Annotated in this window: 8 protein-coding genes; all 8 read left to right on the top strand. The window is 66.5% G+C overall.

Annotated elements, in window-relative coordinates; all coding sequences use genetic code 11:
• Positions 1–153: 153 nt before the first annotated feature.
• From SHTP_RS30355 to SHTP_RS08855, 8 genes are read left to right on the top strand one after another with little or no spacing between them, the layout of a single operon-like run.
• Positions 154–1632 carry a beta-ketoacyl reductase gene (locus SHTP_RS30355; protein ID WP_420872974.1) on the top strand — a complete coding sequence of 493 codons (1479 nt, stop codon included), beginning with the start codon at positions 154–156 and terminating at the stop codon, positions 1630–1632.
• Positions 1632–6206 carry a type I polyketide synthase gene (locus tag SHTP_RS08885; RefSeq protein ID WP_096370365.1) on the top strand — a complete coding sequence of 1525 codons (4575 nt, stop codon included), beginning with the start codon at positions 1632–1634 and terminating at the stop codon, positions 6204–6206. The genes SHTP_RS30355 and SHTP_RS08885 overlap by 1 nt, the downstream gene beginning before the upstream one ends.
• Positions 6206–12817 carry a type I polyketide synthase gene (locus SHTP_RS08880; RefSeq protein ID WP_096370364.1) on the top strand — a complete coding sequence of 2204 codons (6612 nt, stop codon included), beginning with the start codon at positions 6206–6208 and terminating at the stop codon, positions 12815–12817. The genes SHTP_RS08885 and SHTP_RS08880 overlap by 1 nt, the downstream gene beginning before the upstream one ends.
• The gene (locus SHTP_RS08875) at positions 12817–18237 is read left to right on the top strand and encodes a type I polyketide synthase (protein WP_096370363.1); all 5421 of its coding nucleotides are present in this window, start codon (positions 12817–12819) and stop codon (positions 18235–18237) included. Before SHTP_RS08880 ends, SHTP_RS08875 begins: the two co-directional genes overlap by 1 nt.
• 5 nt (positions 18238–18242) lie before the next feature.
• Positions 18243–22688, top strand: a complete 4446-nt coding sequence (locus tag SHTP_RS08870; RefSeq protein WP_096370362.1) for a type I polyketide synthase — start codon at positions 18243–18245, stop codon at positions 22686–22688.
• Between the two features lie 10 nt (positions 22689–22698).
• The gene (locus tag SHTP_RS08865) at positions 22699–23694 is read left to right on the top strand and encodes an ATP-binding cassette domain-containing protein (RefSeq protein ID WP_096372394.1); all 996 of its coding nucleotides are present in this window, start codon (positions 22699–22701) and stop codon (positions 23692–23694) included.
• Positions 23691–24560 (top strand): ABC transporter permease, encoded by an 870-nt coding sequence (locus SHTP_RS08860; RefSeq protein WP_096370361.1) that lies wholly within the window; start codon positions 23691–23693, stop codon positions 24558–24560. Before SHTP_RS08865 ends, SHTP_RS08860 begins: the two co-directional genes overlap by 4 nt.
• Positions 24557–25387, top strand: a complete 831-nt coding sequence (locus SHTP_RS08855; RefSeq protein WP_011740070.1) for an ABC transporter permease — start codon at positions 24557–24559, stop codon at positions 25385–25387. The genes SHTP_RS08860 and SHTP_RS08855 overlap by 4 nt, the downstream gene beginning before the upstream one ends.
• Positions 25388–25404: the final 17 nt, after the last annotated feature.

The following is a 25404-nucleotide window of genomic DNA, read 5'->3' as shown; positions in this document are numbered from 1 at the left end:
GTCATCGACCCGTCCGCGCTGACCGAGGAGAGCGAGCTGCTCGCGGCGCTTGCCGGCGTCGAGCATGTGGTCTACGCCCCACCCGCAGGAAAGTCCCTCGACGTCAACGCGGCCTACCAGCTCTTCCACCAGGTGCGCCGCCTGGTCACGGTGATGACCAAGGCGTCTTTGACGGCCAAACTGTTGCTCGTTACCCGCAACGCGCAGCCGATCGCCGAGGGCGATCGCGCCAACCCCGCGCACGGAGTGCTGTGGGGCCTGGGCCGCACCATCGCCCTGGAGCACCCCGAAATTTGGCGCGGCATTATCGATTTGGACGAATCGATGCCGGCCGAGCTGGCGGCGCCGAAGATACTGGGCGAAGTCACCGGCACCGATGGCGAAGACCAGGTCGTTTACCGGTGTGGCGGTCGCCACGTGCCCCGCTTGCAGCGCCGCACGGCGCCTGCCGTGGCGCCGGTGACGCTGGACCCCAACAGCAGTCAACTCGTCATCGGCGCGACTGGTAACATCGGCCCGTACTTGATCCGCCAGCTGGCGCAGATGGGCGCCAAGACCGTTGTCGCGGTGTCGCGCAATCCCGGACAGCGACTCCAAGAACTGGCTGAAAGTCTTGCCGCAGAAGGGACCAACCTCGTCATCGAAGCTGCTGATGCCACCGACGAAACAGCGATGACAGCGCTGTTCGACCGGTTCGGTGCCGACTTGCCACCGCTGGAAGGCATCTATCTGGCGGCCTTTGCCGGCGGACCGGTCCTGCTCAACGAAATGACCGATGCCGACGTGCGCGCCATGTTTGCACCCAAACTCGACGCCGCGGCCCTGCTGCACCGGTTGTCGCTGAAGGTCCCGGCGCGCCACTTCGTCTTGTTCTCCTCCATCTCCGGCTTGATCGGCTCACGCTGGCTCGCCCACTACACCGCCACCAGCGGCTACCTCGACGCACTGGCCTACGCACGCCACGCCCTGGGGTTGCCGGCCACCACGGTCAACTGGGGCCTGTGGAAGTCCCTCGCGGACGCCGAGCACGACGCCAGCCAGGTCAGCGTGGGATCCGGACTACTGCCGATGCAGGACGAGGTCGCCATCGGCACACTGCCGCTGCTGATGAACCCAGCCACCGGAGTGCATTCCGTTGTGGTCGAAGCGGATTGGCCGCTGCTGGCCGCCGCCTACCGAACCCGCGGGTCCCTGCACATCGTTGACGACCTGCTGCGCGATTTTGCGGAGGCTTCGACGATTCCGGCGCGAGATTGGTCGCACCTGTCGGCGCAGGAAGTGCGCACCGAGTTTGAAGCGGGGCTACGCAGGATAGTCGCCCGCGAGCTGCGGGTTTCGGAGTCAGATCTGGAAACCGACCGGCCGCTTGCCGAACTGGGGCTCAATTCCCTGATGGCGATGGCGATTCGGCGCGAGGCCGAGATGTTCGTGGGTATCGAGTTGTCGGCAACCATGCTGTTCAATCACCCGACTGTCGCATCACTTGCCAGCTATCTCGCTAACCGTGTTGCGCCACAAGATAATTCAAGTAACGACCAGATGGCCGAATTGTCCGCTTCAGCGGGAAGCACATTGGACAGCCTGTTCGACCGCATCGAGTCGTCTTCACTGCTCCCGGAGGGCCCTGGGTAATGCGATCTGTGTACAGCCGCATCTCGAGTATGACGGCTCAGCAGCGTGCTGCCCTGTCCGAGGAGTTCTCCCGGGCCTCACGCACCACCACGGCAGAGCCCGTGGCGGTCGTGGGTATCGGCTGCCGTTTTCCGGGGAACGTGACGGGCCCCGACAGCTTCTGGGACCTGTTGGTCGAAGGCGGCAACGCCATCTCGGGGATTCCCGCGGAGCGCTGGGACGCGGACGACTATTACCACCCCGACCCGTTGACGCCCGGGCACATGACCACCAAGTGGGGCGCCTTCGTAGCAGACATCGCCGGATTCGACGCCGAATTCTTCGGCATCACCCCGCGCGAAGCGGCGTCGATGGACCCGCAACAGCGGATGCTGCTCGAGGTCACCTGGGAAGCCCTCGAACATGCGGGCATTCCAACGGAATCCCTCGCCGGCACGCGAACCGCGGTCATGATGGGCGTCTACTTCAACGAGTACCAATCCATGTTGGCGTCCAGCCGCGAAAACGTGGACGCCTACACCGGAACCGGCAACTCGCACAGCATTACCGCCGGGCGGATCTCCTACCTGCTGGGGCTGCGTGGCCCGGCCGCGGCAATCGACACGGCCTGCTCGTCGTCCTTGTCGGCGATCCACCTGGCGTGCCAGAGCCTGCGCCTGCGCGAAACCGATCTGGCACTGGCGGGCGGGGTCAGCGCGACCCTGCGCCCGGAGACCCAGATCGCCATCTCGGCGTGGGGCCTGCTCTCACCGGAAGGCCGGTGCGCCACCTTCGATGCGGCCGCCGACGGGTTCGTACGTGGTGAAGGCGCCGGGGTTGTGGTGCTCAAGCGTCTTACCGACGCGCTACGTGACCAGAATCAGATACTGGCGGTGGTGCGCGGTTCCGCGGTCAACCAGGACGGGCGCTCCAACGGCATCACGGCACCGAACACGGCCGCCCAGTGCGATGTGATCGCCGACGCGTTGCGCTCGGCCGATGTCGCGCCGGAGAGTGTGCACTACGTGGAGACCCACGGCACCGGAACCCAACTCGGGGACCCGATCGAGTTCGAGGCGCTGGCGGCCACCTATGGCCTCATCAAAGGCCAGGATGGCGACTCGTGCGCACTGGGAGCCGTCAAGACCAACATCGGTCACCTCGAGGCCGCATCCGGCGTGGCCGGGTTCATCAAGGCGGTACTGGCCGTACAACACGGCCAAATCCCCCCGAACCTGCACTTCTCACAATGGAATCCGGCCATCGACGCGGCATCGACGCGGCTTTTCGTTCCGCTCGACAACATTGCTTGGCCGTCAGATTCGGGTCCACGACGGGCGGCGGTTTCCTCCTTCGGCCTGGGCGGGACGAATGCGCATGCAATCGTCGAGCAGGGTCCGGAACTGTCGCCAGCCGGCCGGCGCGGCACCGACGATGAGGTCACGACGCTGGTGGTGGCGGGTAAGACGCCGGCGCGGGTGGCTGCGACGGCCGGGATGCTGGCCGATTGGATGGAGGGCCCGGGCGCCGAGGTGGCGCTGGCCGATGTGGCCCACACGCTCAACCATCACCGTTCCCGGCAGGCCAGGTTCGGCACCGTGGTCGCCCGGGAACGCGCCCAAGCGGTGGCCGGACTACGCGCGCTGGCCGCCAACCAACACGCCCCCGGCGTGGTCAATCCAGCCGACGCCCCGCCCGAGCCGGGCACCGTGTTCGTCTACTCCGGCCGCGGATCGCAGTGGGCCGGAATGGGCCGCCAACTGCTGGCCGACGAACCCGCCTTCGCCGCAGCCGTCGCCGAACTGGAACCGGTATTCCTGGCCGAAGCCGGGTTCTCCCTGCACGACGTCCTGGCCAACGGAACAGAACTAGTCGGCATCGAACAGATCCAGCTAGGTCTGATCGGCATGCAGCTCACCCTCACCGAGCTGTGGCGTTCCTACGGAATCCAGCCCGACCTGGTCATCGGCCACTCCATGGGCGAGGTCGCCGCCGCCGTGGTCGCCGGAGCACTGACCCCCGCCGAAGGATTGCGGGTGACCGCCGTGCGCTCGCGGCTGATGGCCCCACTGTCCGGACAAGGCGGTATGGCCCTCCTGGAGCTCGACGCGTCCCAGACCGAGGCGCTGATCGCCGACTACCCACAGGTCACGCTGGGCATCTACAACTCGCCACGCCAGACCGTGATCTCCGGGCCCACCGACCAGATCGACGAGTTGATCACCGTCGTACGCGCCCGCGACCGTTTCGCCACCCGAGTCAACATCGAAGTGGCCCCGCACAACCCCGCCATGGACGCGCTGCAACCCCAGATGCGTTCGGAACTAGCGGATCTGGCGCCGCGGACCCCAACAATCCCGATCATCTCCACCACCTACGCGGACCTGGGCGCTGCCCGCGAATCCGGCCCGACCTTCGACGCCGAGCACTGGGCCATCAACATGCGCAACCCAGTGCACTTCCAACAAGCCATCACCGCAGCGGCAACCGACAAGCACAACTTCATCGAAATCAGCGCACACCCGCTGTTGACCCAAGCGATCCTGGAAACCCTGCACACCGTGCAGCCCGGAAGTAAATACACCAGCCTGGGGACCCTGCAACGCGACAGCGACGACACCATCGTCTTTCGCACCAACCTCAACACCGTGCGCACCGCCCCACCCCAAACCCCCCACCCCCCCGAACCACACCCCCAAATCCCCACCACACCCTGGCACCACACCCACCACTGGATCGACAACGCGGCCTCGAGTTCACCCGCGCTGTCGCGGTCGGAGTCTCGAGACGGTACCGGGGCCGCGTTGGATACCCGCTGGTCACCGGAGAGCGGCAGCCTCCTCGACGAGTGGTCCCACAAGGTTGTGTGGGCGGCGCAGTCCTTGCCGGACACGCCGAGTGCGCAGACCGCGGTCCACGGCCGGTGGCTGGTGCTGGGCAATGCCGACCTGGCCGCCGAACTGGGCCGTGGCGCGGACGTGCTGGACAGCGATAGCGAGCCGGCCGCGTTGGCCCGGGCGCTCAGCGATGTCGACTACGTGCTCTACGCGCCGCCGGTCCCCGCCGACCCGCTCGATGTCGCAGAGGCCTACCAGCTGTTCCACCAGGCGCGCCGCCTCGCCACTGCGATGATCGCCAACGGCTCACCGGCCAAGTTGCTCATCGCCACCCGCAACGCCCAGCCGATCGCCGAAGGCGATCCCGCGAACCCCAGCCATGGCGTGCTGTGGGGCCTGGGCCGCACCATCACCCTCGAGCACCCCGAAATCTGGGGCGCAATAATCGATTTCGACAACTCGGTGCCGGCCCAGGTGGTCGCGCGCCAGGTGTTGGACGAAGCCGACGCCACCGACTCGGAGGACCAGGTGGTCTACCGGTCGGGGGTGCGCCACGTTCCCCGGTTGCGCAGACACTCCCTCGCCGCGCAACCGGTCGCGCTGGATGCCGGCGCTAGCCAATTGGTGATCGGCGCCACCGGTAACATCGGGCCGCACCTCATCAACCAGCTCGCCGAGATGGGCGCCAAGACCATCGTCGCCGTATCGCGCAATCCCGGTCAGCGGCTGCAGAAGTTGGCTGAAAGCCTTGCCGCAGAAGGGGTTAACCTCGTCATCGCGGCCGCTGATGCCACCGACGAAGCCGCGATGACCGCGTTGTTCGACCGGTTCGGTGCCGACTTGCCACCGCTGGAAGGCATCTATCTGGCCGCCTTCGCGGGCCAGCCCGTGCTGCTCACCGAGATGACAAACGACGACGTGACGGCCATGTTTGCGCCCAAACTCGACGCCGCGGCCCTGCTGCACCGGTTGTCGCTGAAGGTCCCGGTGCGTCACTTCGTCTTGTTCTCCTCCATCTCCGGCCTGATCGGCTCACGCTGGCTAGCCCACTACACCGCCACCAGCGGCTACCTCGACGCACTGGCCTACGCGCGCCGGGTGATGGGGTTGCCGGCCACCACGGTCAACTGGGGCCTGTGGAAGTCCCTCGCCGACGCCGAGCACGATGCCAGCCAGGTCAGCCTCGGCTCCGGGTTGGTGCCCATGCAGGACGACGTCGCCATCGGCGCATTGCCGCTGGTGATGAGCCAAGCCGCCGGAGTGCATTCGGTAGTCGTGGCGGCGGATTGGCCGCTGCTGGCCGCCGCCTACCGAACCCGCGGGTCGCTGCGCATCGTCGATGATGTGCTGCCGGTCTCGGACGAGACGACGGTGCTGGAAAGCGAATTCCGTGTCGCCCTGCGCAACTGTGCACCGGAGCGTCGCCACGACATGCTGCACGACCAGGTGGCAATGCTTGCCGCCAACGTGATGGGTTTACATGCGGGCGAATCGCTGGATCCCTCCACGGGCTTCTTCCAGCTCGGGATGGACTCATTGATGAGCGTGACGCTGCAGCGGGCGCTGTCGGACAGCCTCGGCGAGTTCCTGCCACCGTCGGTGGTTTTCGACTACCCGACCGTTTACAGCCTTACCGACTATCTGGCGACTATCCTGCCCGAGCTGGAGACCGACGATGAGTCGACAGCCGATGTTTACGACGAACTGACCGAAGCCGAACTATTGGAACAGCTTTCGCAGAGGCTGCGAGGAACCTGATGACCGCGACACCGGACCGCAGAGCGGTCATAACCGATGCGCTGCGCAAGATCGATGACCTCAGCGCACGCCTGGAAATCACCGAAAAGGCGGGCACCGAGCCAATCGCAGTGGTTGGCATGGGGTGCCGATTCCCTGGTGGAGTCGACAACCCGGAACAGTTTTGGGACTTGCTGCACGAAGGCCGCAGCGGCATCGTCCGGGTTCCCTCCCAGCGGTGGGACGCCGACGCCCTCTACACCGACGACCACACCCTTGCGGGAACGATCTGTAATCGCGAAGGCGGCTTCCTCTCGACATGGGAGCCGAGCGAATTCGATGCGGAGTTCTTCTCCATCCCGCCGCGCGAGGCGGCGGCGATGGACCCGCAACAACGGTTGTTCCTCGAAGTTGCCTGGGAAGCCCTGGAAAACGCGGGAATCCCGCCGCAGACCATTCGCGGCACCCAGACCGGGGTTTTCGTCGGCGTAACGGCCTATGACTACATGCTGATGATGTCGGGCGCCGTGCGAGCCGAAGAACTGGACGCCTACCTGCTCACCGGGAACTCGGCGAACTTCGCTGCCGGACGAACCGCCTATCTGCTCGGGGCCCGAGGTCCCGCCATGGTCCTGGACACGGCGTGCTCGTCGTCGTTGGTGGCCATCCACCTGGCCTGCCAAAGCCTGCGCTGGCGCGAAACCGACATGGCCTTGGTCGGCGGGACCAACCTGTTGCTCAGCCCCGGAACCAGCATCGCCTGCTCCCGGTGGGGCATGCTGTCGCCGGAGGGTCAATGCAAGACCTTCGACGCGGACGCCGACGGGTACGTACGCAGCGAAGGCGCTGGCGTGGTGGTGCTCAAGCGGTTGTCCGACGCGCAGCGCGACGGCAATCGGATCCTCGCCGTGGTGCGCGGTTCGGCGGTCAACCAGGACGGCGCCAGCAGTGGCGTGACGGTTCCCAACGGCCCGGCCCAGCAAGCGCTGCTGGCGCAGGCGCTCGATTCGGCCAAGTTGACGCCGGCCGACATCGACTACATCGAGGCGCACGGAACCGGCACTCCCCTCGGCGACCCGATCGAACTCGACTCGCTGAGTAAGGTTTTCGCCGATCGGGAGGGCCGCGAGCCGCTGGTGCTCGGCGCGGTCAAGACCAACCTCGGCCACCTGGAGGCCGCGGCCGGGATCGCCGGATTCATGAAGTCGGTGCTGGCCGTCGGACACGGCCGTATTCCACGCAACTTGAACTTCCGCCAGCTCACTCCCCACGCCAGTGAAGGCGTGTCGCGGCTGACCATTGCCACCGAGGAAATGGAATGGCCGGCCACCGATCAACCGCGCCGGGCCGGCGTGTCGTCGTTCGGTGTCAGCGGGACCAATGCGCACGTGGTGATCGAGCAGGCCCCGGATCCGGCGCCGGTGCCGGTGCCGCGAGACGCTGCTCCGGCGGTGTCGACGCTGGTGGTGTCGGGTAAGACGGCGCAGCGGGTGGCCGCAACGGCCGCTGCGCTGGCCGATTGGATGGAAGGCCCCGGTAGCGAGGTGCCACTGAGCGATGTGGCCCACACGCTCAACCATCACCGCGCCCGCCAACCCAAATTTGCCACGGTGGCCGCCGTCGACCGCGAGCAAGCCATCACGGGGTTGCGTGCGCTGGCCGCCGGCGAGCCGGCCACCGGCGTAGTCGGTTGCCCCGAGAAGCCGCTCGGGCCCGGCACCGTGTTCGTGTACTCGGGTCGCGGGTCGCAGTGGGCCGGAATGGGCCGCCAACTTCTCGCCGACGAACCCGCATTCGCCGCGGCGATCGCCGAACTGGAACCGGTGTTCCTGGCCGAGGCCGGGTTTTCGCTCCACGACGTGATCGCCGACGGAAAAGAACTGGAAGGCATCGAACAAATCCAGCTGGGTCTGATCGGGATGCAGTTGGCGCTCACCGCGCTGTGGCGCCACTACGGGGTTACACCCGATCTGGTGATCGGCCATTCCATGGGTGAAGTGGCCGCCGCGGTGGTGGCCGGTGCCTTGACGCCGGCCGAGGGCCTGCGGGTGACCGCGACCCGGTCCCGGCTGATGGCACCGCTGTCGGGCCAGGGCACCATGGCGATGCTCGAACTGGACGCCACGGCTACCGAGGCACTGATCGCTGGCTACCCCGAGGTCACGTTGGCCATCTACGCCTCGCCACGCCAAACCGTCATCGCGGGCCCGCCCCAGATGATCGACGAACTCATCGAGCAGGTACGCGCGCAGAACCGCTTCGCCGGCCGGGTCAATATCGAAGTGGCCCCACACAACCCGGCGATGGATGCCCTGCAGCCCCTGATGCGGTCCGAGTTGGCCGACCTCACCCCACGGCCGCCCTCCATTCCGATCATCTCAACCACCTATGAGGATCTGGAAAGTCGCCCGGCCTTCGACGCCGAGCACTGGGCCACCAACATGCGCAACCCGGTGCGCTTCCAGCAGGCCATCACCCATGCCTTCAACGGTGCCGACACCGCCCACCACACCTTCATCGAGATCAGCGCACACCCGCTGTTGACACACGCCATCAGCGAGACGCTGGCCGCAAGCCAGGACAGCGCCCAAGGCGAAACCGATTCCGGTGCGAGTTATCTGAGCATCGGCACCCTGCAGCGCGATGCGCATGACACCCTGACGTTCCACACCAACTTCAACGCGACCCACACCACCCGCGGCCCCCAGACGCCGCACCCTGCCGAACCGCACCCGGTGCTACCCACCACCCCCTGGCAACACGGCCAGCACTGGATTTCCAGCACGACCGCGTCTCGCTATGCGACCGGATCCCACCCACTGCTCGGCATCGGTGTCACCGATCCCACCAATGGCACCCGGGTATGGGAATCCCAGCTAGGCCCGGATCTGCTGTGGCTCGGAGATCACGTCATCGACGACCTTTGCGTGCTGCCGGGGTCGGCCTACGCCGAGGTCGCGCTGGCAGCAGCGATGGACACCTTCAAAGACGCTGAAGGCGACCAGGGTTCGGCAGACCCAGCCGGCCCGGACGGTTCGGTGGCCTCAAACGCGCATCAGCCCTGGGTGATTCGTGAACTGAGCCTCCATCAACTGCTCCACGTCACCGACGGCACCAAACTTGTCACCACCCTCACCGGGGACGAGCACACCTGCCGGATCGAGATCAGCACCCAAAGCGGCGCCTCGGGGTGGGTCAAGCACGCCTCCGCGACACTCGCGCGCCACGACGCCTCCGATAGCGACGCACCGCGACCGGCGGTCGAGGAAGCGGGCGCCCCAACCGACGAACTCGACCCGGAGCAGCTCTATCAGCGGCTCCGCGGCGCCGGGCAACAGCACGGACCCGCGTTTCGCGGAATCGTCGGCCTCGCCGTCACCGAGTCGGGTGCCGCCCGTGCGGACGTCCGGCTCCCCTCTTCGGCCAGGATCGGCTACCGCGGCTTCGCGCTACACCCGGTGATGATGGATATCGCGGTGCAGACCCTCGGGGCCACCCGGATGGCCCTCGAACTCGCCGAACAGCAGGATTCTGGCCACACCCTGGTGCTGCCAATACGTTTCGCGGGTATCCACGTGTACGGCGACATCGCCGAGGGAGTCCGCGCGATCGGCTCGTGGGCCGCCACCGATCGCCCGGACCGCCTCGTGGGCCGAGTGACCCTGGTTGATCCCGATGGCCAGCCGCTGCTGGTCATCGACGAGGTAGAGATGGCGGTGCTGGGGTCCAGCGCCAGCCCGACCGAACTCACCAGCCGCCTGTTCACTCTGGAATGGGAGCCAAAACCCCTCGACCAAACCGCCGCCACACCCGGTGCCGTGTTGTTGATCGGTGACCTCGGCGCCGACGACCGGCTGTTGCCGGCCCTGCAGACGTCGCTGACCGGCAGCGCCGCCGAGCTGGACGTGGTGTCACCGGCCGACGCAGCCAAGCTGCGCGCGGCCATCACCCGAACCGATGCCCTGTGGCAGGACATCGTCGTGGTCTGTCCACCACGAGCCGTCGATGAGGCCCTGCCGCAGGACGCTCAACTGGACCTGACCCAGCAGCGCACGCTGATGATCGCCGACGTGGCACAGACCGTGACGCGGATGGGGGCCCGGAACAGCCCACGATTGTGGATCGTCACCCGGGGCGCACAACAGCTGAGTCCGGCCGACGAGGTCACCCTGGCACAGACACAGCTTCGAGGAATCGCGCGCGTGCTCACCTTCGAGCACCCGGAACTCAAGACCACCCTCGTCGACATCGAGGGCGACGGCGAGGGCTCACTTGCCGCCCTGACCCAAGAGTTGCTGGCCGACGCGGACGACGACGAAATCTCGCTTCGGGACGGACAACGCTTTGTCCACCGACTGGTGGCCGCACCGACGGTTGGCACCGGGGATCTCGAACTCGAATCTCGCCGCACCGTGGTAAATCTGGACGCCGGCGGGGCGGTACAGCTGCGGACCGATCAACCCGGACGGCTGGACTCGCTGACCGTGCATCAGGTGAAACGATGCCGGCCTCAAGGCGATCAGGTGGAGGTTCGTGTCGCCGCCGCCGGGCTCAACTTCAGCGATGTGCTCAAGGCGATGGGCGTCTACCCGGGACTCGACGGTGCGGCTCCGGTGATCGGCGGCGAGTGTGTCGGCTACGTGACTGCCATCGGCGACGACGTCGACTCACTCGAGATCGGGCAGCGCGTGATCGCCTTCGGCCCAGGCACATTCGGATCGCATCTGGGCACGATTGCCGATCTCGTCGTCCCGATCCCCGACACGTTGCCCGATAACGAGGCGGCCACCTTCGGCATCGCCTATCTCACCGCGTGGCACTCGTTGTGCGAGGTCGGGCGGCTATCCCCCGGCGAACGCGTGCTGATCCACTCCGCCACCGGCGGGGTCGGAATGGCAGCGGTGTCGATCGCGAAGATGATCGGCGCGCGCATCTACACGACGGCCGGCTCGGATGCCAAACGCGAAATGCTGTCCAGCCTGGGCGTCGACTACGTCGGCGACTCGCGCACCGTCGACTTCGCCGACGAAATTCTGGAGCTCACAGACGGCTACGGTGTCGACATCGTTCTCAACTCGCTGGCCGGCGAGGCGATTCAGCGCGGCGTGCAGATACTGGCCCCTGGCGGCCGGTTTATCGAACTGGGCAAGAAGGACGTCCACGCCAACGCCAACCTGGGATTGGCCGCGTTGGCGAAGAGCGCGTCGTTCTCGGTGGTGGACCTTGACCTGAATCTGAAGCTGCAGCCGGCCAAGTACCGCGAACTTCTGCAGGAAATTCTCGAGCATGTGGCCGATGGCACGCTGGAAGTGCTTCCGGTCACCGAATTCGGTCTGCGCGATGCGGCCGACGGATTTCGGCTCATGGCCTCCGGCAAGCACACCGGCAAGATCGTCATCTCGATCCCCGATGGCGGCACTGTCGAGACGATCGCCTCGCCCCCACCGGAGCCGTTGGTCAGCCCGGAGGGCGGCTACCTCATCGTGGGCGGCATGGGCGGTTTGGGTTTCGTGGTCGCGCGGTGGCTGGCCGAGCAGGGCGCGGGTTTGATTGTGCTGAACGGACGTTCGGAGCCCAGCGACGACGTTCGGGCGGCCATCGCGGATCTGAGCTCCGGTGGCACCCGGATCGAGGTCGTCACCGGCGACATCGCCGAGCCCGGCACCGCCGAACGGCTGGTGCAGACGGTGCAGAACAGCGGCTTCCGGCTGGCCGGAGTCCTGCACAGCGCGATGGTGCTCGACGACGAGATTGTCTTGAACATGTCGGAATCGGCCGCGCGCCGGGTGTTCACTCCGAAAGTCGCCGGTAGCTGGCGGCTGCACGAGGCCACCGCCGACCTCGACCTCGATTGGTGGCTGACCTTCTCGTCGGTGGCTTCGCTGCTTGGGGCGCCCGGTCAGGGTTCCTACGCCGCCGCGAACTCGTTCGTCGACGGCCTGGTCGCCTATCGCCGTTCGCTCGGACTGCCCGCCGTGGGAATCAACTGGGGCCCGTGGGCCGAAGTCGGCCGCGCCCAGTTCTTCGCCGATCTCGGTGTCTCGATGATCACCGTCGAGCAGGGACTGGCGGCAATGCAACTGGTGCTATCGGCAGACCGGGCACGCACCGGTGTGTTCATTCTCGACGCCCGGCAGTGGTTCCAATCCTTCCCGGCCGCAGCGGGTTCGTCGCTGTTCTCGAAGCTGCAGGAGTCGACCACGCCGGAGCGCCGTGCTGGCGGCGCGATCCGTGCGGAATTGGATGCCTTGGAGGGTGCGGCCGCCGCCGAGCGTCCCGCCCGGCTCGCGGCCGCGATCGCCGGCGAGATCCGGGCGGTGCTGCGCTCAACCGAGCCGATCGACGTCGACCGGCCGATGGAGTCCCTCGGTCTGGACTCGCTGATGGCCCTCGAGTTGCGCAACAGGCTCGAAGCGAGCCTGGGCACCACGTTGCCGGCGGCTTTGGTCTGGGCATACCCGACCATCACCGATCTTGCCGGCGCGTTGTGCGAACGCCTTGGCTATGCGCAGCTAGCCGATGTCGAGCAGACGCCCGACGCGGAGGCGGCATTGTCGGACGAAGAAATGGAATTGCTGTCCGACCTCGTGGCAGCAAGCGAGCTGGAAACGGCAACGGGGAGCAGCGAGTAATGACAAGTCTTGCCGAACGCGCGGCACAGATGTCACCGAAGGCGCGCGAGGTCCTCGCGCGTGAACTTGTGCGGGCGGGAACGGCGTTCCCGACGGATATCGCCGAGCCGGTGGCAGTGGTTGGGATCGGTTGCCGGTTGCCGGGGAATGTTTCGGGGCCGGACAGCTTTTGGCAGCTGCTGGTAGACGGCAGGGACGCCGTCGACGAGGTGCCGGCCGATCGATGGGACGCGGACGCGTTCTATGACCCCGATCCGCGGGCACCGGGGCGGATGACGACGAAATGGGGCGGATTCATCGACGACGTCGCCGGGTTCGACGCCGACTTCTTCGGCATCACCCCGCGCGAGGCCGTGGCAATGGACCCCCAGCAGCGGGTGCTGCTCGAAGTTGCCTGGGAAGCCCTCGAGCATGCCGGCCTGCCACCGGATTCGCTGAGCGGCACCCGAACCGCGGCGGTGATGGGGTTGTCGGCGTGGGACTACACGATCGTGAACCTCGAGCGTCGCGCCGAGATCGACGCGTACATCAGCACCGGCAATCCGCACAGTGCCGCGGTGGGGCGGATTTCCTATCTGTTGGGACTGCGCGGCCCAGCCGTGGCCGTGGACACCGCGTGTTCGTCGTCTCTGGTGGCGCTGCACTTGGCTTGCCAGAGCCTGCGATTGCGCGAAAGCGACGTGGCGCTCGCGGGTGGGGTTCAGCTCATGCTGTCACCGTTCACCAGCATCGCGCTGTCCAAGTGGTCCGCCCTGTCACCGACCGGCCGGTGTAAAACCTTCGACGCCTTGGCCGACGGGTTCGTCCGCAGTGAAGGCTGCGGGGTCGTGGTGCTCAAGCGGTTGGTCGACGCCGTCCGCGATGGCGACCGCGTGCTGGCAGTGGTCCGGGGCTCGGCGATCAACCAAGACGGTCGATCCAACGGCATGACCGCGCCGAACGCGGCAGCGCAGCGTGATGTGATCGGCACGGCGTTGAAGCTGGCCGATGCGACCGCCGACAGCGTCAACTATGTCGAGACCCACGGCACTGGAACGGTGTTGGGCGATCCCATTGAATTCGAGGCGCTCGCGGCCACCTATGGCCTTGGCAAAGACAAGGGTGCGGACTCGTGCGCCCTGGGGTCGGTGAAGACCAACCTCGGTCACCTCGAGGCGGCCGCCGGGATTACCAGTTTCATCAAGGCGACGCTGGCGGTGGCGCACGGATACATTCCGCCCAATCTGCACTTTTCCCGCTGGAATCCGGCCATCGACGCATCGTCAACCCGGCTGTTCGTGCCCACGCAGGGCGCGCAATGGCCCGCCGGCCTGCGCAGGGCGGCCGTTTCCTCGTTCGGCCTGAGCGGGACGAATGCGCACGTGGTGCTCGAGCAGCCCCCGGCGCCCGCGCCGGCGGATCAGCCCCGTTCCGGGTTGTCGGCGTTGGTCGTCTCGGGCAAGACGCCGCAGCGGGTGGCCGCGATGGCGTCCGCCTTGGCCGACTGGGTGGACGGACCGGGGGCCCAGACGCCGCTGGCCGATGTGGCACACACGCTCAACCATCATCGGGCCCGCCATGGCAAGTTCGGCGCCGTGGTTGCGCGTGATCGAGCCGGCGCGGTCGAGGGGCTGCGGGCACTGGCCGCCGGCCAGCCTGGCCCCGGAGTCCTGGGCTGCCAGGACGTCCAAAACCAGCCGGGCACCGTGTTCGTGTACTCCGGACAGGGCTCGCAGTGGGTTGGCATGGGCAGGCAGTTGTTGGCCGACGAGCCGTCATTCGCCGCAGCCATCGCCGAGCTGGAGCCCGATTTCGTTGCCCAGGCCGGTTTTTCGCTGCAGCAGACCCTTACCGAGGGCCGCGAGGTGGTCGGCATCGACCGCATCCAGCCGGTGCTGGTGGGTATCCAACTGGCGCTGACCGCACTGTGGCGCTCCCACGGCGTGACACCCGACGCGGTGGTGGGCCACTCGATGGGCGAGGTGTCCGCCGCCGTGGTAGCCGGGGCTTTGACACCGGCGGACGGGTTCAAAGTCATCGCCACCCGCTCGCGACTGATGGCGCGGCTGGCCGGCCAGGGCGCGATGGCCCTGTTGGAACTCGACTCCGATGCCGCCGAGGCTCTGATAGCCGACTATCCGCAGGTGACGCTGGCCGTGCACGCCTCGCCGCACCAGTCGGTGGTGGCCGGCCCGCCCGAGTCGGTGGACGCCGTGAACGCCGCGGTGGCCGGCCAGAATCGGCTAGCCCGACGGATCGAGGTCGATGTCGCCTCGCATCACCCCATCATCGATCCAATCCTGCCCGACTTGCGAAGCGCGCTAGCGGATTTGACTCCCCAGCCGCCCGCCATCCCGATGATCACGACCACCTGCGAGCAGCCTCAGCCGGTGCTCGACGCCGACTACTGGGCGGCCAACCTGCGCAATCCGGTGCGGTTCCACCAGGCCATCACCACCGCCGGCGCGCAACATCACACCTTTGTCGAGATCAGCCCCCACCCGCTGCTGACGCATGCCATCACCGACACGTTGGCCGCAGCCGAGAGCCGAACCCGACTGATAACCGCCACCTTGCAACGCGACGGAGACGACGCCATCACCTTCCACACGAACCTGGCGGCGGTCGGCAAAAAGCCCGCCGACGCTGTCACTGGTCAACTCGCCGACATCCCGGTGACGCCCTGGCAGCACACCCAATTCTGGGTCGAGGATCGGTCCGGGATATCTGAATTGGTGGCCGCCCACCCGTTGCTCGGCGTGCACATCGAGGTTCCCTCTGGCCACGACCACGTCTGGCAGGCCGACGTCGGAACCAAGGCTTGCCCCTGGCTCGGCGACCACAAGGTGTTCGGTCAGGCCATCATGCCGGCGGCGGGTTTCGCCGAGATCGCGTTGGCGGCGGCCAGCGAGGCTTTCGATCTGCCGGTCGATGCCCTCTCGATCAACCAGCTCGAGATCGAACAGATGCTCGATCTGGACGAGCACACTCAGGTCACAACGCAGTTGACTCGACGGGCCGACGACAAGACGCGCATCGAGATCTATTCCCGCTCCGCCAGCGGCTGGCGCCGGCATGCCGTGGCCAAGGCCGAAACGTCCACGCCGAGCGCGGCCCCGGTGCTGGAAGAACGCACGTCACGTCAGGACGAGACCGACATCAAACCGGCCGACCTGTACGCCCTGCTGCGCCAAGCCGGCCAGAACCATGGTCCGGCGTTTGCCGCCCTGACTCGCATTCTCCGACGGCCAGACGGATCCGTGGAAACCGAGATCACCCTTTCTGACGAGGCGCCCAGGCACCAGGGCTATCGCATCCACCCAGCAATGCTGGATGCGGCTCTGCAAAGTCTGGCGGCCGCCGTCCCCAACGACGAGTTCGCCGGGTCGGCCGAAGCCAGTTATCTGCCGGTGTCGTTCGAGACGTTGCGGGTGTACAACAACCCCGGCCGGCATGCTCGCTGCCGGGCCCAGCTGACAAACCTCAACGACGGCGGCGCCGGGAAGCTGGGCCGAATCACCCTGACCGACGACGCGGGAAATGTGACCGTCGAGATCAACGACATCTACCTGCGTCGCGTCGAGCGCCGCAGTGTGCCGCTGCCGTTGGCGCAGAAGATCTTCGACACCGAGTGGGTGGAGAAATCCATCGCCGGCGCAGACCAACCCGATGCTCCCGGCAGTTGGCTGGTGCTCACCGACGCCAAGTCCAACGCCGACGAGTTCGTCGCGCGGTGGAGTTCGCCGCAACGCCGGGTGATCACCGCAGACCTAGGCGATGAAGCCGCCATGCTCGCCGCGTTCGCCGAAACCGCGGGCGATCCCGACCGGCTTCCCGTCGGTGTCGTCGTTTTCGTTGGGGGCGCGGGGAACAACTCCGGCGCTGCCGACGGCGGCCGCATCAGCTATGACGGCCTGATCCAGTCCCGCGATACCGTCTGGCAGATCTCGACGGTCGTTCGCGCGATCGTCGGCACCTGGCATGGGCGGGCACCGCGGCTGTGGTTGGTCACCGAAGGCGGCCTCGTGGTTCACGACGAGCCGGGCCGCCCCGCGATCGGTGCGTTGCAGGGTCTGGTGCGGGTGCTCGCCTACGAGCACCCCGAACTGCGCGCCACCCTCGTGGACCTGGACACGGGTGCGGATTCGGTAACGAGGTTGGCCGGCGAACTCAGTTCGCCGCGTGACGACCCGAACTACGACGACGTTGTCGCTTGGCGAGATGGGCACCGATACGTCACCCAGCTGTGCCGCGCGATCCTCGACCCCGAACCGCAGCGCGACCCGGTCATTCGCCCGGGAGCGTCCTATATCGTCACCGGCGGTCTCGGTGGTCTCGGCTTGGTTGTCGCCCGATGGCTGGTGGACAGCGGCGCGGGCCGCGTGGTTCTCAACGGCCGCAGCGAACCCTCCGATGAGCAGCGCAAAGTTCTGGCCGAGCTGGAAAGCCGGGCAGAGGTGGTCGTGGTCTGCGGCGATTCGGCCACCGAAGGCGTGGCGGAAAGTCTGGTTGCCGCGGCCGAGGACCAGCAGCGCCAGCTGCGCGGCATCGTGCACGGAGCGGCGGTCATCGACGACAGCCTGCTGTTCTCGATGACCAAGGACAGCCTCGAACGAGTGTGGGCCCCCAAGGCCGCCGGCGCGCTGCGACTGCACGACGCAACCGCGACTCGCGAACTCGACTGGTGGCTGGGATTTTCCTCTACCGCTTCGCTGTTGGGCTCCCCCGGCCAGACCGCGTACGCGTGCGCGAGCGCGTGGCTGGACGGTCTGGTTGCGTGGCGCCGGGCGGCCGGTTTGCCGGCCGCCACCATCAACTGGGGCCCGTGGTCAGAGGTGGGTGTGGCCCAAGCGCTGGTCGGCACCCCGCTGGACCCGATCACTCCGGCCGAAGGCGTGGTGGCACTGGACGCCTTGCTCGCCGCCGACCGCGGCCGCACCGGCGTTGCGCGGCTGCGTTCGGACCGAGCGCTGATCGCCTTCCCCGAGATCCGCAACCTCGGTTACTTCACCCTGGTGGTCCAAGAACTCGACGCGGCCGGCGACGGCGGCGACTGGGCTGGTCCCGAGGCGCTCAAGGAAATGGACCCGGCCGAGGCACGTCAAGTTGTGACCGAGCGGTTGCACACGCGCATCGCCGCGGTGATGGGCTACGCTGACCGGTCGGCTGTCGATGCCTCCATGCCGTTGACGGAGCTGGGTCTGGACTCTCTGATGGCGGTGCGTATCCGAAACACCGCACGAGCGGACTTCGGTGTGGAGCCGCCGGTGACACTGATTTTGCAAGGCGCGTCGTTGCATGACCTGACGGTCGACGTGATCCGCCAGCTCGACTTGGCCGGCGATGAGCAGACCCACGAACATGTCGACGTTGTTCGCGACCGGGCGCAGCAGCGCGCGGCAGCGCGACACGGAGCCGCGATGCGGCGGAAGCGAGGATAGAACCTGTGAGCACCATCCCCGACAACGCGATCGCGGTCGTCGGCATGGCCGGCAAATTCCCTGGCGCCAAGGATGTTTCGACCTTTTGGAGCAATCTGCGGCGGGGCAAGGAATCGATCGTCACGCTGTCCGAAGAGGAACTGCGCGAAGCCGGAGTCAGCGACAAGACGCTGGCCGACCCGTCCTATGTGCGTCGCGCTCCCCTGGTCGACGGGATCGACGAGTTTGACGCCGATTTCTTCGGGTTCCCACCGCTGGCGGCGCAGGTCCTGGACCCGCAACACCGGCTGTTCCTGCAGTGCGCGTGGCATGCACTCGAAGACGCGAACTGCGACCCCGCCAAGTTCGACGGCTCGATCGGCGTCTACGGAACCTCCTCTCCCAGTGGCTATCTGCTGCACAACCTGTTCTCGCACCGGGACCCGAACACGGTTTTGGCCGAAGGGCTCAACTTCGATCAGTTCAGCCTGTTCCTGCAGACCGACAAGGACTTCCTGGCAACGCGGATCTCGCACGCGTTCAACCTGCGTGGCCCCAGCATTGCCGTCCAAACCGCGTGCTCGTCGTCGCTGGTCGCGGTTCACCTGGCCTGCCTGAGCCTGCTGTCCGGCGAGTGTGACGTCGCACTGGCCGGCGGATCCTCGCTATGCGTCCCCCACCACGTCGGTTACTTCACCTCGCCCGGATCGATGGTGTCGGCCGTGGGCCACTGCCGACCGTTCGATGTGCGATCGGATGGAACGGTCTTCGGCAGCGGCGTCGCGATGGTGGTCCTCAAGCCATTGCAGGCCGCCATCGACGCCGGGGATCGCATTCACGCCGTCATCCGCGGATCGGCGATCAACAATGACGGATCGGCGAAAATGGGTTACGCGGCACCTAACCCCGCCGCCCAGGCCGATGTCATCGCGGAAGCTCACGCGGTGTCGGGCATCGACGCGTCGACGGTGAGCTACGTCGAGTGCCACGGCACCGGCACCCCGCTCGGCGACCCCATCGAAATCCAAGGACTCCGAACGGCTTTCGAGGCATCTGAGACCACCCGTACGGGTCCTTGCGTGCTGGGTTCGGTCAAGTCGAACATCGGCCACCTGGAAGTTGCCGCCGGGATCGCGGGTCTCATCAAGACGATTCTGTGCCTGAAAAACCGGGCGATCCCCGCGACGCTGCACTACACCAGCCCGAACCCGGAACTGCGGCTCGAGCAGAGCCCATTCGTCGTGCAGAACAAGTACGGCCCCTGGGAATGGGATGGGGTGCTGCGCGCCGGGGTGAGTTCGTTCGGCGTCGGCGGCACCAACGCGCACGTCGTGCTCGAGGAGGCACCGACGGTGCCTGCGCACGACGAGCCGGCCGGCCCCCAGGTGCTGCTGCTGTCGGCGCAAACCGCTGCGGCGCTTACGGAGTCGCGGACCGCCCTGGCCGAGGTGTTGGAGCGGTCGGACAGCCCAGACCTCTCCGATGTGGCCTACACGCTGTCCCGGCGGCGCAAGCACAACGTCACGATGGCCGCCGTCGTCAGCGACCGTGAAGAAGCGGCAACGGCGCTGCGCGCGGCCGACAACGACAGCATATTCGTCGGCGAATCCGTAGCCGGCGTCGCCGATGCCACCGCAGCGGCAGCAGAGCGGGTCGTCTTCCTGTTCCCCGGCCAGGGCGCCCAGCACGTCGGAATGGCCAAGGGGCTCTACGAGACCGAACCGGTCTTCGCCGAACACTTCGACGCCTGCGCCGCGGGATTCCGCGCGGAGATGGGTGTCGACCTCAATGCCGAGATCTTCAACGGAACCGCCACCGACTTGGAGCGCATCGACCGCTCACAACCGGCGCTGTTCACGGTGGAATACGCACTGGCCAAATTGGTCGACACCTATGGCGTGCGCGCCGGCGCGTATATCGGGTACAGCACCGGCGAATACATCGCGGCCACCCTGGCCGAAGTCTTCGATCTCGAGACGGCGATCAAGACGGTCTCGTTGCGGGCCCGCCTGATGCACGAGTCACCCCCCGGCGCCATGGTCGCCGTGGCTGTGGGCCCCGATGACATTGCGCAGTACCTCGGCGACGGGGTGGAGCTGTCCGCGGTCAACGATCCCGGCAACTGCGTGGTCGCCGGGCCCAAGGACGAGATCCGGGCATTCAGCCAACGCCTCAACGAGGCCGGGATACCGGTGCGCCGGGTCCGCGCGACCCACGCTTTCCATTCCAGCTCGATGGAACCGATGCTCGGAGAGTTCCAGGAGTTTCTGTCCCGCCAGCAGTTGCGCGCCCCGCAAACACCGTTGTTGAGCAACCTCACCGGAACGTGGCTGTCCGAGCAGCAGGTCACCGATCCGGCTACCTGGGCGCGTCAGATCAGTTCCACGGTCCGGTTCGCTGACGAACTCGACGTGGTGCTGTCCCAACCGAACCGGATCCTGGTTGAAATCGGGCCCGGTGGCAGCCTGACCGGTTCGGCGATCCGGCATCCGAAATGGTCGGATGGGCACCGCAGCGTCCGGCTCATGCGTCACCCGATCCAGAACCTGGATGACCGCGAAACTTTCCTGCGCGCGCTGGGTGAACTCTGGTCGGCCGGAGTTGACGTGGACTGGACGCCACGGCGTGCGGCTTCGCCGCGCATCGTCTCCCTGCCCGGTTATCCGTTTGCCCGCCAACGGCATTGGGTCGAGCCCAAGCACATGGCCTGGGCGCAGATTCCCACCGCGAGCAACGGCTCATCGGTTGGCGCAAAGCTCGGCTCGGGCGCCGACTCGGGCATCCGCGGCGGTGCGCAAACCGGGGAGTCGCAGACCGAAGACGTCTTGCAGCGGATCTGGTCGCAGTGCCTGGGTGTCGGCTCGGTCGATCGAAACGCCAACTTCTTCGACATGGGCGGCGATTCCCTGATGGCGATCAGCATCGCGATGAGCGCCGCCAACGAAGGTCTGACCATCACGCCGCAGGATCTGTATGAACATCCCACCCTTGCGTCGTTGACGGCCGCCATCGATGCCTCGTTCGCGTCCAGCGGGTTGGCCAAGCCCCCGGAGGCCGACGCAAATCCGGCAGTTCCGCCCAACATCGCGTACTTCCTCGACCGTGGGTTGCGCGACACCGGCCGCTGGCGGGTACCCCTGATCCTGCGACTGGATCCCCAAGTGGGCCCCGAGGACATTCGAGCGGTGCTCAGCGCGGTGACCAACCACCACGACGCGTTGCGCCTGCGCCTGGTCGAGAACGGCGGAGTGTGGGAGCAGCACATCGCAGCGCCTGCAGACTTCACCGAGCTTGCCACCCGGCAGCTTCCCGGTGACCTGGCCGCCGACGAGGCGGATGAGCACAGCGCGGTCTCCAACATCGTGGCCGAGCTGATTGCCGAGCAAGGTGATTCGAACGCGCCGCTGATCGCCGTGCATGTCACTGCACCCAATGGTGGTGCGCAATACCTCGGTTTGGCATTGCACGAAATGGTTGCCGACGACGCCTCGCGTCAGCTGCTGGGCGCAGACATCATCACCGCGTTCGCGCAGCGGCTCGGCGATCAAGAGATCAAGCTGGACCCGGTCACCACCGGGTGGCGGGATTGGTCGGTGCGCTGCGCGGCGTTGGCGACCCACCCGGCGGCCCTCGACACCCGTTCGTACTGGATCGAGCAGTCGACCAAGGCCAACCTGTGGTTGACCGATGGCGATGCCGCCCAACCACCCAGCGCCACCGATCTGACCAAGCTGCCCAGCGTGCTCAACGCCGAGCAGACATCCGAGCTCGACGATGCCCGGCGCCGGTTCCGGCGGTCGATTCAGACCATCTTGCTGGCCGCGCTCGGCCGAACGATCGCCCAAACCGTCGGTGACGGCGTGGTGGCCGTCGAGCTCGACGGCGAGGGCCGCTCGGTGCTGCGGCCGGATGTCGACGTGCGCAGGACCGTCGGCAGGTTTACCACCTACTACCCGGTTGCCCTGACGTGTGCCACCGGGCAAGGCGCGGCAGCGCTCAAGGGGCTCGACGCCGTTCACGACACCCTCAAGTCGGTTCCGCACTATGGGATCGGATACGGGCTGCTGCGGTACCTGTATGCCCCGACCGGACGGGTGCTGGGTGCGCAGCGCACACCCGACATCCACTTCCGGTACGCCGGCACGATTCCCGAGCTGCCCCCCGTGGATGCTCCGGTACAGTTCGATTCCGACTTGGCAATGCCGGTGCGAGAGCCGCTCCCTGGGCTCGGCCACGCCGTCGAAATCCGGGCCTACCGGTCCGGCAGCTCGCTACATGTGGATTGGTGGTACGACACCCGGCGTATCACCGCGGAAACAGCAACGGCGCTGGCGCGGTCGTTCCCCACCGCACTCAGCGAACTGATCCAGGAGAGCATCGCGGCGGAGCAGGAAGAGCGCGACGAAGACGAAAAGGTTGGGGTAATCGAAGCCGGCGCTCTGGTGGACCTCTCGAGCCTGGATGCCGGCTGAGGAGGATTGGATGCGTAACAACGACTTGGCGGTAGAGGTTCGCGGGGTTCGCAAGGCCTTTGGCGACGTCGTGGCTCTCAACGACATCAGTTTCGAGGTTGGCCGCGGCGAGGTCATCGGTCTACTCGGCCCGAACGGGGCGGGCAAGACGACCATGGTGGACATCTTGTCCACCTTGACCCGCCCGGATGCCGGCTCGGCCCACGTCGCCGGCTACGACGTCGTCGCCCAGCCGGCCGGAGTGCGGCGCTCGATCATGGTCACCGGGCAACAAATGGCCGTCGACGACGGGCTGACCGGGGAGCAGAACCTGGTGTTGTTCGGCCGCCTCTACGGGCTGCGCAAGTCCCGTGCTCGCCAGCGGGCGCAGGAACTCCTCGATCAATTTGGCCTCACCTATGCCGGCAAGCGGCTGGTGCGCACCTACTCAGGCGGGATGCGTCGACGAATCGACATCGCGTGCGGACTGGTGGTCGAGCCGCAAGTGGCGTTCTTGGACGAGCCGACCACGGGGCTGGATCCCAGAAGCCGACAAGCCATTTGGGACCTGGTCACCAGTTTCAAGAAGCTTGGCATCGCCACCCTGCTGACCACGCAGTATCTCGAGGAGGCGGACGCGCTCAGCGACCGGATCATCCTGATCGATCACGGCAAGATCATTGCCGACGGTACTGCCAATGAGCTCAAGCACCGCGCCGGCGACACCTTCTGCGAGATTGTGCCGCGGCATCTGAAGGATCTGGACGCTACCGTCGCCGCCCTCGGCTCGCTGTTGCCCGAGCACAACAGGGCCATGGTGACGTCGGAATCGGACCGCATCACGATGCCGGCTCCCGATGGCACCCGCACCCTCATCGAAGCGGCCCGAAGGATCGATGAGGCCAATATCGAGCTGGCCGACATCGCGCTGCGCCGGCCGTCTCTTGATGACGTATTCCTTTCCATGACAACCGATCCCAGCGAGGCCCACGCGCTGAGTCACGTGGCGTCGGGGGCCATGCTGTGAGCATCTCGGCGGTCGACCCAACCCCGGTCCCGACCTTCAAGGGGGCAGGCCCGAGCGCGGCGAAACCACGTCTGTCGACGCTGCAGCAATGGTGGGTGCTCGTTGGACGCTTCACCAAACCGCGCCTGCGCGACCCGGAGCTGATCACCATGGTCGGCGCGCCAGTGGTCTTCACGGTGGGCTTCTACATACCGTTCGCCATACCGTGGAATCACTATGTGGGTGGCGGCGCCTCCGGTGTCGCCAGCAGCTTGGGGCAATACATCGCCCCGCTGATCGTGCTGCAGTCCATTTCGTTCGCCGCCATCTCCTCGGCCTTTCGGGCGGCCACCGATTCCCTGCAGGGCATCAATCGACGGTTCAGGTATATGCCGATCGCCCCGTTGACACCGGTAGTCGCCCGCGTGACAGCCGCGATCTACCGCTGCTGCGTCGGTCTGACGGTGGCGCTGATCTGCGGATACGCGATCGGCTTCCACTTCAATCGCGGACCGCTCTACATCGGCGGCTACTGCCTTTTGGCGATCGCGATCGGGGCGGTGCTGTCATTCGGTGCCGACCTACTCGGCACCGGCACCAAGAACCCCGATGCCATGCTGCCGTTGCTGTCGTTGCCCATCTTGATCTTTGGGCTGTTGTCCGTTGGTCTCATGCCGCTCAAGCTGTTTCCGCATTGGATCCACCCGTTTGTTCGCAACCAACCGATAACGCAGTTCGTGGTGGCGCTGCGCGCGTTGGCCGGGGATACCACCAAGGCGGCCATACCGGTGACGTGGACGGTAATGACGCCGACCTTGGCGTGGCTAGCCGGCTTCGCCCTGTTCCTGGTGCCCGTGTCCATCATCGTTTTGTCCCGGCGGCCATGATCGGTATGACAAGTCAAGAAATCGCGTTTGCGCCCGCACAGTCCCAGCACACCGACCACTCTGCCCGGCTGCTCATTTGGCAGACTCTGGTGCAGACCCAGCGGATACTCACGCGCTGGTCGCGTGACTTCGTCACCCTCATCGAAGCGCTGGTCTTCCCGATTCTGTTCATGCTGGTGTTGAAGATCGTGCTCGGCAATCTGATCTATGCCGTAACCCACCATGATGCGATGTACAGCATCGTTCCGTTGATCGCACTCGGCGCCGCGATCACCGGATCGGCGTTCGTCGCGATCGACCTGATGCGAGAACGCACCAGCGGACTGCTGTCCCGACTGTGGGTGCTGCCCGTGCACCGGATGTCGGGTCTGATGGCCCGCATCCTGGCGGACGCGGTTCGGATTCTGTTCACCACTCTCGTGATGCTGGGCGTGGGGATCCTGATGGGCTTCGAGTTTCGCCAAGGTCTGATCGCGAGCCTCATGTGGCTGTGCGTTCCGGTGACGCTGGGCATCGCCTTCGCCGTCATGGTCACCACCGTGGCGCTCTATTCGTCGCAGGCAGTGATCGTCGAGGGGGTCGAGCTGACCCAGGCGATCGCGATCTTCTTCTCCACGGGCCTGATTCCGCTGGACCAATACCCACACTGGATTCAGCCGGTGGTGGCCCATCAGCCAGTAAGCTATGCGGTCTCGGCGATGCGCGGACTGTCGATGGGTGGCCCGGTCCTGTTACCGATGATCGGGGTGCTGTTGTGGACCGCGGGCATCTGCGCGGTGTGCGCGGTTCCCCTGGCCGTCGGCTGGCGACGGGCCAGCACGCATTGATCCACCATGCAGTGAAG

The organism is Mycobacterium ulcerans subsp. shinshuense (genome assembly GCF_002355775.1).
In the GTDB taxonomy this organism is placed as follows: domain Bacteria; phylum Actinomycetota; class Actinomycetes; order Mycobacteriales; family Mycobacteriaceae; genus Mycobacterium; species Mycobacterium marinum.
The sequence above is the reverse complement of the archived record's forward strand: the minus strand, read 5'-3'. Positions and strand labels throughout refer to the sequence as shown.